Annotated in this window: 15 protein-coding genes and 1 tRNA gene; 13 read left to right on the forward strand and 3 right to left on the reverse strand. The window is 68.7% G+C overall.

Annotated features, from left to right (window positions below; genetic code table 11):
- Nucleotides 1-2: 2 nt before the first annotated feature.
- Together IEW85_RS03275 and rsmD are read left to right on the forward strand one after the other, a co-directional pair.
- A complete protein-coding gene (locus tag IEW85_RS03275; protein WP_188682696.1) occupies nucleotides 3-2,189 on the forward strand; it encodes an ATP-dependent DNA helicase RecG in 2,187 nt (728 codons plus the stop codon).
- Nucleotides 2,190-2,216: 27 nt separating this feature from the next.
- The gene (gene rsmD, locus IEW85_RS03280; RefSeq protein ID WP_188682697.1) at nucleotides 2,217-2,765 is read left to right on the forward strand and encodes a 16S rRNA (guanine(966)-N(2))-methyltransferase RsmD; all 549 of its coding nucleotides are present in this window, start codon (nucleotides 2,217-2,219) and stop codon (nucleotides 2,763-2,765) included.
- A 16-nt stretch (nucleotides 2,766-2,781) separates the two neighbouring features.
- On the opposite strand, the gene IEW85_RS03285 is transcribed toward rsmD, so the two are convergent.
- Entirely contained in the window at nucleotides 2,782-4,122 is a 1,341-nt protein-coding gene (locus IEW85_RS03285; RefSeq protein WP_229658749.1) for an aminotransferase class I/II-fold pyridoxal phosphate-dependent enzyme, read from the reverse strand.
- Here IEW85_RS03285 and coaD point away from each other — a divergent pair, their 5' ends adjacent.
- From coaD to IEW85_RS03330, 9 genes are all read left to right on the forward strand, one after another.
- A complete protein-coding gene (gene coaD, locus IEW85_RS03290; protein WP_188682698.1) occupies nucleotides 4,123-4,605 on the forward strand; it encodes a pantetheine-phosphate adenylyltransferase in 483 nt (160 codons plus the stop codon).
- Between the two features lie 26 nt (nucleotides 4,606-4,631).
- Nucleotides 4,632-5,558, forward strand: coding sequence for a UTP--glucose-1-phosphate uridylyltransferase GalU (galU, locus tag IEW85_RS03295; RefSeq protein ID WP_188682699.1), 927 nt, complete (start codon nucleotides 4,632-4,634; stop codon nucleotides 5,556-5,558).
- 83 nt (nucleotides 5,559-5,641) lie between these two features.
- On the forward strand, nucleotides 5,642-6,193 hold the full coding sequence (locus IEW85_RS03300; protein WP_188682700.1) for a YceD family protein: 552 nt from the start codon (nucleotides 5,642-5,644) through the stop codon (nucleotides 6,191-6,193).
- A gap of 27 nt (nucleotides 6,194-6,220) precedes the next feature.
- A complete protein-coding gene (gene rpmF, locus IEW85_RS03305) occupies nucleotides 6,221-6,424 on the forward strand; it encodes a 50S ribosomal protein L32 (RefSeq protein ID WP_188682701.1) in 204 nt (67 codons plus the stop codon).
- Between the two features lie 16 nt (nucleotides 6,425-6,440).
- Nucleotides 6,441-7,178: a ribonuclease III gene (rnc, locus tag IEW85_RS03310; RefSeq protein ID WP_188682702.1), complete on the forward strand. Its 738-nt coding sequence runs from the start codon at nucleotides 6,441-6,443 to the stop codon at nucleotides 7,176-7,178.
- Nucleotides 7,179-7,197: 19 nt separating this feature from the next.
- Nucleotides 7,198-8,109, forward strand: coding sequence for a bifunctional DNA-formamidopyrimidine glycosylase/DNA-(apurinic or apyrimidinic site) lyase (gene mutM, locus IEW85_RS03315; RefSeq protein ID WP_188682703.1), 912 nt, complete (start codon nucleotides 7,198-7,200; stop codon nucleotides 8,107-8,109).
- A gap of 41 nt (nucleotides 8,110-8,150) precedes the next feature.
- Nucleotides 8,151-9,368 (forward strand): LCP family protein, encoded by a 1,218-nt coding sequence (locus IEW85_RS03320; RefSeq protein WP_188682704.1) that lies wholly within the window; start codon nucleotides 8,151-8,153, stop codon nucleotides 9,366-9,368.
- Entirely contained in the window at nucleotides 9,368-10,579 is a 1,212-nt protein-coding gene (locus IEW85_RS03325; protein ID WP_188682705.1) for a glycosyltransferase family 4 protein, read from the forward strand. Before IEW85_RS03320 ends, IEW85_RS03325 begins: the two co-directional genes overlap by 1 nt.
- On the forward strand, nucleotides 10,576-11,499 hold the full coding sequence (locus tag IEW85_RS03330) for a glycosyltransferase family 2 protein (protein WP_188682706.1): 924 nt from the start codon (nucleotides 10,576-10,578) through the stop codon (nucleotides 11,497-11,499). Before IEW85_RS03325 ends, IEW85_RS03330 begins: the two co-directional genes overlap by 4 nt.
- Here the strand turns inward: IEW85_RS03330 and IEW85_RS03335 are convergent.
- Nucleotides 11,469-13,589, reverse strand: coding sequence for a glycosyltransferase family protein (locus IEW85_RS03335; protein ID WP_188682707.1), 2,121 nt, complete (start codon nucleotides 13,587-13,589; stop codon nucleotides 11,469-11,471). The two genes, IEW85_RS03330 and IEW85_RS03335, sit on opposite strands and share 31 nt — an antisense overlap.
- A gap of 111 nt (nucleotides 13,590-13,700) precedes the next feature.
- Here IEW85_RS03335 and IEW85_RS03340 point away from each other — a divergent pair.
- Nucleotides 13,701-13,771: transfer RNA gene (locus IEW85_RS03340), tRNA-Gly, on the forward strand.
- Nucleotides 13,772-13,774: 3 nt separating this feature from the next.
- Nucleotides 13,775-14,905, forward strand: a complete 1,131-nt coding sequence (locus IEW85_RS03345; protein WP_188682708.1) for a glycosyltransferase family 4 protein — start codon at nucleotides 13,775-13,777, stop codon at nucleotides 14,903-14,905.
- A gap of 6 nt (nucleotides 14,906-14,911) precedes the next feature.
- Here IEW85_RS03345 and IEW85_RS03350 read toward each other — a convergent pair whose 3' ends face one another.
- Entirely contained in the window at nucleotides 14,912-15,400 is a 489-nt protein-coding gene (locus IEW85_RS03350) for a hotdog fold thioesterase (RefSeq protein ID WP_373286541.1), read from the reverse strand.
- Nucleotides 15,401-15,458 lie beyond the last annotated feature (58 nt).

Genomic DNA, 15,458 nt, shown 5'->3' on the forward strand with positions numbered 1-15,458 from the left:
GCGTGGCCTCCGACGTCTGCCCGAACACCTCCCTGGAGCGACTGCTCGGGGGCAAGGCCGCCGCCAAGCTGGAGAAGGAGTTCGGGCTCAGCACCGCCTCCGAGCTGCTGGACCACTATCCGCGCCGCTACATCGAATACGGGCAGCTCTCCTCCTTCGTGGATCTGCGCGAGGACGAACACGTCACCTTCATCGCCCAGGTGCTCAGCTGCTCGGAGCGGCGCATGCAGCGCCGCCGCGGCGTCCTGGTGGAGGTGATCGTCGAAGACATCGTGGGCGGGCGGCTCAAGATGGCCTTCTTCCAGGGCTGGAACGCCCGCCGCCAGCTGACCCCCGGCGTCCGGGCCATGTTCCACGGAAAAGTGGGCAGCTACGCAGGGGAGCTCACGCTGAACAACCCGGAGTTCACCGTGCTCGCCGATGAACAGGACGACGCCGCCGCTCAGCTGGGCGAGGGCAGCGCCCCGGTGCCGCTGTACCCGGCCAAGTCCGGGCTCTCCAGCTGGGAGATCCACCGCTGCGTGCAGATCCTGCTGGACCTCACCGATGTCCGGGCTTGGCCGGATCCGCTGCCCGACTCCGTCCGTGCGGCCGAAGGCCTCCCCAGCCTGGCCGAGGCGTACCGCATGGTCCACCGCCCCGAGGACCTCGGGGAGCCCGAGCGCGGCCTGGAGCGCCTGCGGTTCCAGGAGGCCTTCCTGCTGCAGGCGCTGCTGGAGCGCCGCCGCCAGCAGCTCCGCCAGACCCCCGCGGTGCCGCGGCCGTTCTGTGCTGAGGGTCTCCTGACCGCCTTCGACGCCCAGCTTCCCTTCGCCCTGACCGAGGGCCAGCAGCGCTGCGGGGAGCTGATCGCCCAGGACCTCTCCGGCAGTGAGCCGATGAACCGGCTCCTGCAGGGCGAGGTGGGCTCCGGCAAGACGCTGGTCGCCCTGCGCGCCATGCTCCATGTGGCCGACGCCGGCGGCCAGGCTGCCCTCATCGCGCCCACCGAAGTGCTGGCCGCCCAGCATGAACGCTCTCTGCGGCGCATGCTCGGCCCGCTCTGCGAGGGGGAGCGGCCCCAGCTGAGGCTCACGCTGCTGACCGGCTCGATGAGCACCGCCGAGCGGAAGAAAGCGCTGCTTGACATCGCCTCAGGCACCACGGACCTGGTGGTCGGCACCCATGCGGTGCTGGGCGAGCAGGTCCACTTCGCCGATCTGGGACTGGTGGTCATCGATGAACAGCATCGCTTCGGCGTCGAACAGCGCAATGCGCTGCGCAGCCGCTATGCGGCCACGCCGCATATGTTGGTCATGTCCGCCACCCCCATCCCGCGCTCTGTGGCGATGACAGCCTTCGGGGACCTGGAGCTCACCCTCTTGGAGGGTCTGCCCGGAGGTCGGCAGCCCATTGAGACGCATCTGGCGCAGATGACGCTGGGCCCGCGGGTCATCGGACGCGTGTGGGAGCGGATCGCCGAGGAGATCGCCCAGGGCCACCAGGTCTATGTGGTCTGCCCCAGGATCACCCAGAAGGACACCGGCGGCGCAGAGGGCCAGATGGACCGGGCCGGCGTGGACGAGGCCGCCGACGCTTCGGTGGAGCTCATGGCGGAGCGGCTGGCCGAACACCCGCTGCTCAAGGACGTCCGGCAGGCCCCGCTGCACGGCCGGATGGATGCGGAGACCACCGAGCAGACCATGCGTGCCTTCGAACGCGGTGAGATCGACCTGCTGGTCAGCACCACTGTGATCGAAGTCGGCGTGGACGTCCCCAACGCCACGGTGATGGCCATCCTGGATGCTGATGCCTTCGGGGTCTCCACCCTCCATCAGCTGCGCGGCCGCGTGGGCCGAGGATCCGCCCAGGGCCTGTGCCTGCTGGTCACCCGCCTCCCGGACGCCCACCCTTCCCTGGAGCGGCTGCGCGAAGTGGCCTCCCACAGCGATGGGATGCAGCTGGCCCGGCTGGATCTGGAGCGACGCCGCGAGGGAGATATACTCGGAGCCTCCCAGGCGGGCCGAGCCTCCTCGCTGAAGCTGCTGCGGGTCAGCCGGCATGAGCAGCAGATCGCCCGGGCGGCGGAGCATATCCGTCAGCTCAGCGAACAGGATCCGGGCTGGGAGCAGCACCCTGATCTGCGCGAGACGGTGGACGCCTGGCTCAGCGAGCATGAGCGGGCCGAGGAGTTCATCCAGCATGGCTAGTCGCACCGACGTCTTCAGGAGCTGCTGATGTCCAGGATCATCGCCGGCACACACAAGGGCCGTCGGCTGCACGCCGTGCCCACCGACGCCACCCGCCCCACCAGTGACCGGGTCAAGGAGTCGCTGTTCTCCCGCCTGGAGGGCTATGACGCCCTCATCGACGCCGTCGTGGTGGATCTCTTCGCCGGATCGGGTGCCCTGGGCTTCGAATCGCTGAGCCGCGGCGCCGCCTCCGCCGAACTGGTGGACAAGGCGGAGGCCGCCCACCGCACGCTGAGCCGCAACGCCGCCCTCTTCGGCGAGGTGACCAGCGTCCACAAGGCCGATGCGCTGCGCTATCTCAACGGCCGGCAGGGGCCGCCCATCGAGCTGCTCTTCCTGGATCCGCCGTATCAGCTGGGGGAGGAGGCCCTGGCCAAGATCCTGGCCGCCGCGCTCCCTCAGCTCCATGGGGCGGCCACTGTGGTGGTCGAGCGCGATGAGCACAGCCCGGAGCCCAGCTGGCCCGAGGGAATGGTCTGCTTCCAGGACCAGCGCTACGGCAGCACGCATATCTGGCTGGCCGAACCCACCTAGAGCGCCCGAACCCCGTCTAGAGCACCTTCGGCAGCCGGGAGACCATCCGGTCGATGCCCTCCTCCAAGGAGCTCAGCCGCTTGCAGAAGGCGAAGCGCACCAGCCGCCGCAACGGATCCGGCGCATCTGCACTGCGCTGGTCCGACCGGTGCTGGATGATCAGCGAGGACACCGGTATGGCGGCCACACCCACCTCCTCGGCCAGCAGTCGGCAGAAGGCCACATCGTCCAGATCAGTGGCCTCGGAGATGTCGGCCAGCAGGAAATACCCCGACGCCGCCCGGTTGGGGCGCAGCCCGGCGCTGTGCAGACCGCTGTGCAGCAGATCGCGGGCCGCAGCCAAGGAGGCCGCGTTCTCCGCGAAGAAGCCGCGGTCGTCCTGCAGGCCCTGGGCCACCGCCCACTGGAAGCCCGGACCGGAGGAGAAGGTCAGGAACTGCTTGACCCCGCGGATCCGGTTCACCAGCTCCGCTGAGCCGCAGAGCCAGCCGATCTTCCAACCGGTCAACGAGAAGGACTTCCCGGCCGAACCGATGGCCACGGCCACCTCAGCGGCACCGGAGATGGAGAGGATCGAACGATGCTGCTGGTCAGCCTCCAGCACCAGCTGCTCGTAGACCTCATCGCACATGATGACCAGGCCGTGACGCCGGGCGATCCCCACCGCCCGGCGCAGCTCCTGCTCCGTGAAGACCGTTCCGGTGGGGTTGTGCGGAGTGTTCAGCAGCAGCATGGAGGTCCGCTCGGTGACAGCGGCCTCCAAGGCGTCCATATCGGGGTGGAACTCCGGGCCGCTGAGCGGAACGCCCACGAGCTCGGCCCCGGCCAGGGCGGCCATGGAGCCGTAGGAGTCGTAATGCGGCTCGAAGGTCAGCACCTGGCTGCCCGGTGACGCGAAGGCTAGGATGCTGGCCGCGATGGCCTCCGTGGCACCGGTGGTGATCATAACCTCAGATGACGGGTCCAGGCTGATCCCGGTGCGCCGCAGGTGGTCCTCGGTCACCGCTTCACGCAGCACCGGCAGCCCCAGCCCCGGAGCGTATTGGTTGGAAGGTCCCACGGCAGGATCGGTCAGCGCCTGGGCCGCGGCCTGGCGCAGCCACTCGGGTCCCTCCCGGTCCGGGAAGCCCTGGCCCAGATTGACCGCCTCATGGGCGATGGCCGCCGCAGTGGTGCGCTCGTAGATGGTGGGAAGCACCGTGCCGGCGGCGTGGTCGAAGGTGTTGGCTCCGGCGGCGGATCGGGCCCAGGGGGAGGGCGGCGACAGCGGGTCGGCAGTGGGCTGTGCGGCGGAGGCAGGCGTCACGTGGTCCTGCGGAGACTTCGGGAGCATGGCGTTCATAGTAGTGTCGGACACATGCAGTCCGCAGTCTGTCCAGGATCCTTCGACCCGCTGCACAACGGCCACGTCGAGATCATCGCCCGTGCCACCAACCTCTTCGACGAGGTGATCGTGGCGGTCTCCGCGAATATGCACAAGGCGCCGCTGTTCTCCCTTCAGGAGCGGATCGAGATGACCCGGGAGACCTTCTCCTATGTCCGGGGCGTCACCGTGAAGCCGCTGGGCCAGGGCCTGCTCACCGACTTCTGCCGGGCCGAGGGGATCCACGCCGTGGTCAAGGGCCTGCGAGACAGCCGGGACCTGGCCTATGAAAGCCCCATGGCCACGATGAACCGTCATCTCTCCGGGCTGGAGACAGTGTATCTGCCCGCCGACGGGCACTACACCCATCTGTCCTCCACCCTCATCAAAGAGGTCCACTCCCTGGGCGGGGACATCTCGGACTTCGTGCCCCGGGCTGTGTTCCGGCGCCTCACCGACCGTGGCGCCAGCAGCTGAAACACCAAGTCGGCTAAGGTGTGCTCATGAGCTCGACGACTCCCATCCGCAAAGCTGTCATCCCTGCGGCCGGTCTCGGTACGCGTTTCCTGCCCGCCACCAAGGCTATGCCCAAAGAGATGCTGCCTGTGGTGGACGAGCCCGCCATCCAGTACGTGGTGGCTGAGGCGGCAGGTGCCGGCCTGGACGACATCCTGATGATCACCGGCAGCAATAAGAAGGCGATGGAGGACCATTTCGACTCCGCCCCGGCCCTGGAGGCCACGCTGCGCGCCAAGGGCGATGAGAAGAAGCTCGCCGCCGTGAGCAAGGCCACCGAGCTGGGCGACATCCACTACGTCCGTCAGGGCGAGGCCAAGGGCCTGGGCCACGCCGTGCTGTGCGGCAGGCAGCATGTGGGCGACGAGCCCTTCGCTGTGCTGCTGGGCGACGACCTCATCGATGAGCGCGATGAGCTGCTGACCACCATGCTGGAGACCCAGCAGCGCCTGGGCGGCTCGGTCATCGCAGTGATGGAGGTCCCGGAGGAGAACATCTCCGCCTACGGCGTGATCGACGCCGGCGGGCGTGATAAGGCTGAGGACCGCTTCACCGACTCCGGCGCCGAGGTCGTGCCGGTGGGCGGCATGGTGGAGAAGCCCGAGCCGGCCGATGCTCCGTCGAACCTGGCCGTGATCGGCCGCTACGTCCTGCACCCGGCCATCTTCGACCAGCTGGAGCAGACCCCTCCGGGCAAGGGCGATGAGATCCAGCTGACCGACGCGCTGGAGGCCATGGCCTCCAAGCCGGCCGAGGAAGGCGGCGGTGTGCATGCGGTCATCTTCCGTGGCCGCCGCTACGACACCGGCGATAAGCTGTCCTACATCAAGGCCGTGGTGACCCTGGCCGTGGACCGCGAGGACCTGGGCGCAGATCTGCGCGGCTGGCTCAAGGAGTTCGCCGCAGATCTCTGATAGACTGTTATGTCGGTCTTGATGTCTGCCGTCTGTCAAGAAGATTCACCAGAAGTTTTGCCGCGACGTTCCAAGGGGGAGTGATGGCGAAGTCCGAGCTCTCCGCGGATGTGAAAGAGCTGAAGGGTAAGCCCGGAACTCAGCAACATCTGAGCAGAACGGCTGCGGTCCCCGCAGATTTCGCGGCGGTGCTGGTCGGCTTCCCGGAAGGCAGCGATCTCGACCTCGACCTGCGGCTTGAATCTGTGCATGAGGGCGTGCTGATGACCGGCACCGCCTCCGCGCAGGTGGCCGGACAGTGCGGGCGCTGCCTCGATGAGATCGGCTATCCGCTCACTGTGGACGTCATGCAGCTGTTCGTCTACCCGGATCGGGCTCAGCCCGACTCCGAGGAGGCCGACAGTGAGGATGAGCGGGTCATCGGTGAGGAGCTCATCATCGACCTGGAGCCGGTGCTGCGGGACCTGATGGTCTCGGCCCTGCCGTTCCAGCCGGTCTGCCGAGAGGACTGCCCGGGGCTCTGCTCCCAGTGCGGATTCCGCATGGAGGAGGACCCGGAGCATGCTCACGAGCAGCTCGATCCCCGCTGGGCCGCTCTGGCGGACCTGGACTTGAACACTGACCAAGACAACTGACCACCATCGAGAGAGAAGAGAGACGCTGTGGCTGTTCCGAAGCGGAAGAAGTCCCGTGCCAACACCCGTCACCGCCGTTCCCAGTGGAAGGCTGAGACCCCCAAGCTGGTGAAGACTGTGGAGAACGGTCGCGTGGTGTACAGCAAGCCCCACCAGGCCAAGCTGGTGACCGATTCGGCCGGCTCCGCCCTGTTCTACGAGTACAAGGGTCGCAAAGTCGCCGACGCCTGATTCCCTTCGTACTGACGTGGAGGGACACGAAGAGCTTGTGAAGAGTCTCGGGGTGCATATAGCCCCCGAGACTCTTCGTCTTGCCCTGACACATCGCTCGTACTCCTACGAGAACGACGGCATCCCCACCAATGAGCGCCTGGAGTTCCTGGGCGATTCGGTGCTGGGATTCTCCGTCACCGACTACCTCTACCGGACCTATCCGGACCTGCCTGAGGGAGACCTCGCCAAGCTGCGCTCTGCGCTGGTGAGCACCCGGGCGCTGGCGCGCATCGCGCGCAGTCTGGACATCGGTCCGCATATCAGCCTGGGCACCGGCGAGCGCCGCACCAAGGGTCAGCAGAAGGATTCGATCCTGGCCGACACCATGGAGGCGCTCATCGGCGCGGCCTACCTCTCCACCTCACTGGAGACGGCCCGGAAGCTCGTGCTGCGCATGGTCACCCCGCTGCTCTCCGATGAGGAAGCCATGACAGCGGGCAAGGACTGGAAGACCACCATCCAGGAGATCGCCTCGGAGCGGGAGCTCGGCGACATCCGGTACGTGATCGAGGACTTCGGTCCCGACCACGACAAGTCCTTCACCGCCACGCTCACCATGGGCGGAGACTCCTACGCCTCCGGCTCGGGCCCCTCCAAGAAGGAGGCCGAGCGCGAGGCCGCCCGCGCCACAGTGGAGCAGCTGGTCGGACTCTCCGGCAGCGACGACATCCTCACCCTGGTCCTGGACCGGGCGCCGGGCGCCCCCGCCTGAGCCGAAGAGGAGGTCTGCAGTGCCTGAGCTTCCCGAAGTCGAAGTGGTGCGCCGCGGCGTCGAGACCTGGGCCGCCGGACGCACCGTCCTGGGCACTGAGGTCCATGACCCGCGCAGCCTGCGCCGCCACGCCGAGGGGACCGAGCAATTCATCAGCACCCTCACCGGGGCTCAACTCGGCACACCCCAGCGCCGCGGCAAATTCCTCTGGATCCCGCTGAGCTCCCCGGAGGCTGATCAGCGGGCGGGGGCCGCTCTGCTCATCCACCTGGGCATGAGCGGCCAAGTGCTCATCGAGGACAGCGAGGCGCCCCGGGAGAAGCACCTGAAGATCACCCTGCGGCTCAGCGCCCAAGAGCCGGCCCAGCTGCGCTTCGTGGACCAGCGGATCTTCGGCGGGATGCAGATCTCAGCCCTGGTGCCGGCGGAGCATCCCAGCGGTGCGGTGCCCGAGGGCGCGGCCCATATCGGTCCGGACCCGCTGGAGCCGGCTGTGACCGCCGAGCAGCTCTTCCGGGCGCTGCGCCGGCGCCGGTCCGGGCTGAAGCGGGCCCTGCTGGACCAGCAGCTGCTCTCCGGAGTGGGCAACATCTACGCCGATGAGGCACTCTGGCTCTCCGGGCTGCACTTCGCCCGACGCACCGAGACCATCACCCGGGCCGAGACGGCACGGCTGCTCAGCGCTGTCAGCGAGGTCATGGAGGCCGCGCTGGCTGCCGGCGGCACCAGCTTCGACGCGCTGTATGTGAATGTGAACGGCACTTCGGGTTACTTCGACCGCTCTCTGCAGTGCTATGGGCAGGAGGGGAAAGCCTGCGACCGATGTGCCCAGACCGGCGCGGAGACGCTGATCCGCCGGACCCCCTTCATGGGGCGGTCCTCCTTCTGGTGCCCGCGCTGCCAGCCCCGTCCGCGGCAGGGCCGCTGGTGACCTTTCACCAACTGTCAAGATTTCTCGGCTAGCATGAATGGGTGCACGACGAGCATCCTCCCCGGCCGGCGCACCGGCCCCGCCGCGCGCGGACCGGTGCTCAGCCTGGCGCGCCCACAGGCGATGCCCCACTGACCGAGGAGCAGGCCGCCGCGAAGAAGAAGCGTCGGCGCCGTCGCATCGCCGGCTGGACGCTGATCTCTGTGGCCGTGCTGGCCGTGGCCGCAGTCGCCGTCGTCGGGCTGTATCTGCATAATCTGCGCAGCGCCTTCGACGATCAGCGCAATGTCCTGGACCTCCAGATGGAGGACGAGACCGCCTATCGGACCAGCGACGACGTCATCAACATCCTCCTGCTCGGAAGCGACAGTCGCGGCGAGGAGGAGAGCGAATACCGCGAGCAGATCGGCGACGCCGACGGAGAACGCTCCGACACGATGATGTTGGTCCACATCCCCGAGGACCGCTCCGGCGTCTATGTCATGTCTTTGGTGCGCGACCTCTGGGTGGACGTCCCCGGTGGGGGTGAGGGGCGCGTCAACACCGCCTTCGGCTTGGGCGGCGAAGAGCTGGTGGTGGACACCGTCGAGGAGCTGCTCAACACCCATATCGACCACGTGGCGATGATCGACTTCACCGGGTTCAGCGATCTGACCACCGCTCTGGGCGGGATCTATGTGGACAACCCGCGGGCCTTCTCCGCCGGACAGCACAATCCGGCGTTCTTCCCCGAGGGCACCATCCGGCTGGAGGGCGACAACGCGCTGCGCTTCGTCCGGGAGCGCAAGGCGTTCCCCACCGGCGACTATGAGCGCGTGGAGAACCAGCAGCTCGTGGTCCAGGCCATCTTCGACCGCTTCCTGTCCACCGACACGCTGACCAACCCGCAGCGGGTCATGGATGTGGTCAACGGGATCGTGCCGTATCTGAGCATGGACGAGGGCCTCGACGCAGATGCGGTGGCGGGCTACGCCATGGAGCTGTCGGACATGCGCACCGATGACATCCACATGTTCACCATCCCCACCGGTGAGCATGCCACCACTGCGGCCGGCGCCCAGGTGATCCTGCAGGACGATGAGCAGATGGAGCTGTTGCGCCGCTCCCTGCGCAACGAGAACATGGACGGCTTCCTGGAGTACCTCGAGGCCCAGGACACCGACGCCGAGGAGGAGCAGCTGGCCGATCAGGAGCAGTCGCCTGAGGAGGCCGCCCCTGAGCAGGAAGAGACCTACACCGGTGAGGTCATGGCGGAGTGATGTCTCAGGCGAAACCTCGGCTGCAGCTCCTGATCCATTCCTACTGGCCTGAGAGCACCCCGCCGCAGCGCCGCTGGCAGCGGCTCACCGAGTCGCTGCGCGCCGACGGCTGGGAGGTGGATGTCATCACCCCGGCCGCCAATGAGCGCTACACCCCGGCCGAGCAGATGCCCACCGGCGCCTTCACGATGAAGCCCCAGGAGGGTCCCGCGGGGGAGAGCATCCGCCGCACTCGCTATCTGTTGCTGCGCAATTCGCGGGTGGGACGATTCCTCTCCGACGCCGTCTCCTCGGTCATGATGGTGCCGCGGGCCGTGACTGCGCCCCGGCCCGACGTCGTCCTGGCCACCGTCCCGGCCCTTCCGGTCATCTGCGCCGGATGGCTGGCCGCCCGGCTGCGCCGGGCGCCGCTGGTGGTGGATATGCGCGATGCCTGGCCTGAGCTGGCCCGTGAGGCCGAGGTCAGGGCCGGCCCCGCCGGACGCCTCATGGAGACCGTTGTCACCAGCATCCAGCGCCGCGCAGAACTCGTGGTGACCGTGACCGCCGGATTCGCCGAGCGGCTGCGCGACCGGGACGTGGACCGGGTGGAGACCATCAGCAACGGAGTCACCCTGGAGCAGATCCCAGAGCTGGAGCACCGCAGCCGCCGCGCCGGGGAGCTCCGGGTGGCCTATCTGGGCAACCACGGGGAGAGCCAGGCCCTGGAGACTGTGATCCGTGCGGTCAGGAGCATCTATGACCGCGGTGAGGTGGAGGTCACCCTGCGCCTGGTGGGCTCCGGAACCCAGAAGGAGCAGCTGAAGGAGCTGGCCCAGGGATGCCCCGCCGTGGAGTTCCACGACGCCGTCCACGGAGAGCAGGTCTGGGACCACTACCGCTGGTCGGACACCGCTCTGGTGAGCCTGCGCACAGACTGGGCCTCCTTCGCCTGGACCGTTCCCTCGAAGACCTTCGAACTGATGGGCCTGGGCAAACACATCACCGCCACCGTCACCGGTGAGGCCGCCGAGATCCTCGCCCACGCCGAGAACGTGGCCGTGGTGGACAGCAGTGCCGAGGCCCTGGTCGAGACCTTCACCGAGCTGGCCCGCGACCCCGAGTCCACGCCGGTCTCCAGCGCCGGACGCCGCTGGGTGGCCGAACATGCCGATCTGCCAAGGCTGGGGGAGCGCTACTCCCGGCTGCTGAAGACCTTCCTGCGCCCATGAGCACCCCCGCAAACACTCCCGCCTACGAGCACAGCTGGATCTGCGTCTGCACCTACCGCCGCAACGATCTGCTGGCGGAGCTGCTGGACTCGGTCCGCGCCGCCGGACGCGAGGATCTGGCCCCGCGGATGATTGTGGTGGACAACTCCGCCGCGGCTGAGGCCGAGGAGACCGTCCGCAGCCGCTACCCGGAGGCCCGGTACGTCCATGAGCCCGTGCCCGGCATCGCCGTGGCCCGCAATGCGGCCCTGGACGCCGTGCCCCAGGAGGCCCAGGCGGTGATCTTCGTGGACGATGACGAGCGGGTCCACCCCGGGTGGCTGGAGGCCCTGCTGGACTGCGCCCGCTCCAGCGGCGCGGACACTGTCTCCGGGCCCGTGGAATCGATCATCCCGGAGGAGGCCGCCGAGCGGATCGAGCGCACCGGCTTCATCCGGCGCACCGATTTCCTCACGGGCCCCTGGTCCTACCGTCCGGCCACCAACAACGTGCTGGTCCGTGCCGGATGGTTCACCCAACGCGGCTTCCGCTTCGACACCGCCTTCAACTTCACCGGCGGCGAGGATTCGGACCTCTTCGAGCGCATGCACTCCGCCGGAGCGGTCTCCTGGTGGTGCGCCGAGGCGCAGGTGGAGGAGGACGTCCCTGCCGAGCGGCTCACCGAGGACTGGATGCGCCGGCGCGGGATCCGTGCCGGTCATGTGCGGGCGCTCAAGCTCACCCGCCGTGGGCACGGACGGCTGCGCGTGGCGGCCGAGGGTGCGGCACGGCTGGCCTACGGCTCAGCCGCCTACGGAGCCCGGAGACTGCGACGCCGGCCGGTGCGCTATGTGGACGCCGCCTACCTGCGCGAGGGGCGCGGCATGCTCCAGGCCGCCCGCGGCTCCCACTACGAGGAGTACCGGCGCTCGGCCAGCTGACGGCGGGCGGCCTCGGCCGCCGCCTCCCGCTGGGGGATCTCCAGCTGCTCGTAGAGGGCATCGATCACCCCGATGTCCTCGGTCACCTGCTCCAGCTCCTCACGCAGCCCCTGTTCCGAGGGCTTGAGTGTGCGGCGGTACACCGCTGCGGCGGCATGGCCGGCGCGGCTCTGCTTGAAGCTCTGCAGGCTCCGGCGCACCCGGGAGGCCAGCTGCTGTGTGGCTGAGGGCCGGGCGCCTGCGGTTGCGTCCGCCTTCCCCTCCCCCTCGAAGGGTTCCCTGGCCGGTGGCTGCCAGCTCTGCCCGTGGGGGAGCAGGTAGATCCGCTCGCGCTCCAGCCGTGCAGTCAGCTCCTGGGGGCGCAACTCTTGGGGGCTCGGCGCGGCGCTGTCCTCCCTGTCCGCGATCCACCAGGCGGTCAGCCCCAGCTCCAGGTCGGAGACCTCCGAGGCTCCCCGGATATGCCGGTGCACCAGGTGGTCCGTCTCCTCGGCGCTGCCCGGGACCGCCGCAGTGACAGCGGCGGACTGGTAGCGGAAGGCGGCCAGATGATCTGCCGCGTAGTGGGTGGGGTAGCGGTGCTCCGGGCTGACCGGCAGCAGGATGTCTGCTGCGCTGGGATCCAGTTGAGCCCAGGTGGTCAGGGTGAGCTGTGCGGCGTCGGGAAGCTCTTGGGCCTCCATGGCCGTGCGCAGCTCCTCGGTGATCTCCTCGGTCACCGCGATGACACGTTCCGTGGGCACCGAGACCTCGACGCCGGTCCGGCGCGCGGCCCCAGCCAGCAGATCGGCTCCGTGGTGGTGCAGGAAGACCTCACGGATTCCGGTGGACTGCACAGCGCGCAGCTCCTCCAGGTCCAGGTCCTCCAGGCGCTGCCGCACGTCCTCGGCGGAGCGGGCCGTATGCACCTGCGGGTACCGGGTCTCCACGCCGCGGCTGTAGGTGGAGAGCACCATGGTCCCGGAGGCCTGCAGCTCCAGGACCCGGTTGGCGAACATGGTCATGGAATCGGTCACCGAGTTGAAGTTCACCGCCACATCGGTGATGCGCTGCAGCTGCATGAGCTCGTCGTGGCCCATGGACTCGGTGCGGTGCGGCCAGTACTCAAACGGCACCAGCTGATTGGGCGTGGGCAGGCGGGTCACCGGGTTCTTCGCGCCCCACCAGCGGTCCACCAGGGCGAAGGGCCGTCCGGCCGAGAGCACGCCGTCCAGAATCCAACGGGCGTAGCGGGCCCGCTGCGGATACTTCCGGCCCATCCAGGAGCCGGCGAAGAAGATCAGGTCCTGCGGGGCCGTGGGATGGGCGGGCCGGCCTACGTCCTCACCGTGCCCCGGCCGCGGACGGCGTGAGCCCAGTGGGGTGTGCAGCTGCGGATTCACCGCGAAGGGCAGCACGGAGATGCTGCGGGCCTGCGGGCAGTCTTGGGCGTAGCGGGGGAGCATCTCCTCCGCCGTGGTGGCGATGTGCTCACAGGCCTGGGCCACATCGAGGAACTCCTGATAGTCCGGCGGGTCCTCCTTGCCGTAGAACAGCGTGGGGACGCCGTGGTCCCGGTAGGCGGGCAGAATCTCCTCGATGAGCATCCGGCGTCGGGCCGGGGCCTCCTCGGCGGTGACGTCCCAGGAGTGTCCGTCGTGGCCGCGCCAGGTGGCGGCCACCAGCAGCAGGTCCAGCTCTCCCAGATGCTCCCGCCAGTTCGAGCCGGTGATGGGGGTCAGCGGGGCCAGGCCGGTGAAGGTGTCGTAGAGGAAGCGGTCACAGATGATGCCGATCCGCAGGTCCAGGGCGGGCCGGGAGATGCCGTCCTCCGGGCTGGGCAGCTCCTCGGCGGCGCTCAGCGCCTGGGCGATCAGGCTCTGGGGCCGTGCCGCGGCCAGAGCGGCCGTGCTGTGCTCCTGTTCGGGGCGGGGGTCCTCGGCCCGAGCGGCGAGATCGGCGGCGCGGCGCTCATGGGCCTGACGCAGCGGCTGCCAGCGCTCGGGGAAGCGGGTGGTCTCCCGCAGCTGCGCCGCAGCGGCTCGGTGAGCCTCGGCGGCCTCGCTCAGGCGCTGGCAGTAGGTCTCCGCGGCATGGTCCTGTGAATGCACGTACCGACTCTAACGGCTCCCGCGCGCCGGATTTGGCATAGCCGTGCAGGCTGGGGCTAAGATGTGTGAAGCGCTCACAGCGCAGCGCCGGACCGCCAGGACCGGCAGAGCGGGGATGTAGCTTAATGGTAAAGCTTCGGTCTTCCAAACCGACGACGCGGGTTCGATTCCCGTCATCCCCTCCGATGGAGAAGCCCAGGGTCTACTTCGTGGTCCAACCGACCGTAGCCCACTACCGTGAGCCTCTGCTCCGGAACCTGCTGAAGTCCACCCGAGTCGCCTATGACCTGGTCGGACGCTTCAAGAACTCAGAGGGCGCCGCGGCTGACCGCATCCAACCGGCCTCCGAGGATGTCCTGAACCACGTCACCCCCATGACTTTGCGCACCGCCGGACCCATGTGGTGGGAGGACGGTCAGGTCCGCGATGTCTTCGTCGGCGGCCATGACGCCTATGTCCTGGCCGGACGCATCTACACCGTCTCCGCCTGGGCCGCCCTGGTGGCCGGCAGGCTGCGCCGCCGTCGGGTCATCTTCTGGGGCCACGGCTGGAAGCGTCCGGAGAGCGGCGCCAAGCGTCGGCTGCGCCTGGCCTTCTACGCCCTGGCCGACGGCCTGCTGGTCTACGGCGACCGGGCCAAGGAGCTCGGCATCTCCTACGGCGTGCCCGCCGAGAAGATCAAAGTCGTCTACAACAGCATCTACCCCGAGGCACTGACCGGACGGACCCGCCTTCAGGAGAGCTCCGCCGAGCAGACCCCCGACGCCGAGCGCCCCACCATCATCTACAGCTCCCGGCTCACCGCACGCCACCGGCTGGACACCCTCGCCGAGGCGCTGCATGCGTTCCCGCAGGACCGGCCGCGTCCGCGCGTGGTCGTGGTCGGGGACGGCGCCGAGCGCCCGCGGCTGGAGGAGAAGTTCGCGGCCCTGGGCGTGGAGGCAGAGTTCCTGGGCGCGGTCTACGACTATGAGCGGCTCAAGGCGCTCTACGCCCGGGCCGATGTGGCCGTGTCCATCGGCGGGGCCGGGCTGAACGTCACCCAGGCGCTGAGCTTCGGGGTGCCCGTGGTGGCCGAGGACGGACACCCGGATTCCAGCCCCGAGATCGAGGCCGTGATCGAGGGGGAGACCGGCCGGTATTACGCCACCGGCAGTGCGGAGGCCCTGCAACAGGTGCTCACCGAGGTGCTGGCGGACCCGGAGCAGCTGTGCCGGCTCGGCGAGCAGGGCCTGGCCGTGGTGCGGGACCGCTACACCGCGGAGAAGCACGCGGAGGCCATCGACCAGGCTCTGCTGGAGCTGTTGGAGAGCTGAGCCCGCTCAGCGGGGGCGGAGGATCATATTGGTCATCCGCGCCGTGGAGAGGCGGCGGCCGGCGTCGTCGCGCATCACGATCTCATGGCTGGTCATCTGCTTGCCCAGGTTCAGCGGCGTGCAGGTGGCGGTGACCGTACCCTCGCTGATCGAGCGGTGGTGGGTGGCGCTGAGCTCGGTGCCCACCGTCGGATGCACCTCGCCGAGGTTCTGATAGACGTGCAGCAGCGCGGCCACTGAGCCCAGGGACTCGGCCAGGACGAAGTGCGCACCCCCGTGGAGGATGCCCACATTCTGTTCATTGCCGGCCACCGGCATCGTGGCCACCATCTTCTCTGCAGACATCTCCACCATCCGGATGCCCAGCTTGCGGTTCAGCGGGGCCACGCCGTGGGGCCCCAGCAGGTGATGGAACTCCTCAGGGACGCCGCTCTCCTCGAGCAGGGCAGACCGGTCCTCATCGCTGGGGAAGGGCGTGGGCGCCGCGGCGGTCATCGTCTCGGAGGTGATCTCGGGTGCGGAATCGCTCATAGGGGCCACTCTATCGATAGGC

The sequence above is a fragment of the Nesterenkonia cremea genome, from assembly GCF_014642675.1.
Classification (GTDB): Bacteria; Actinomycetota; Actinomycetes; order Actinomycetales; family Micrococcaceae; genus Nesterenkonia; species Nesterenkonia cremea.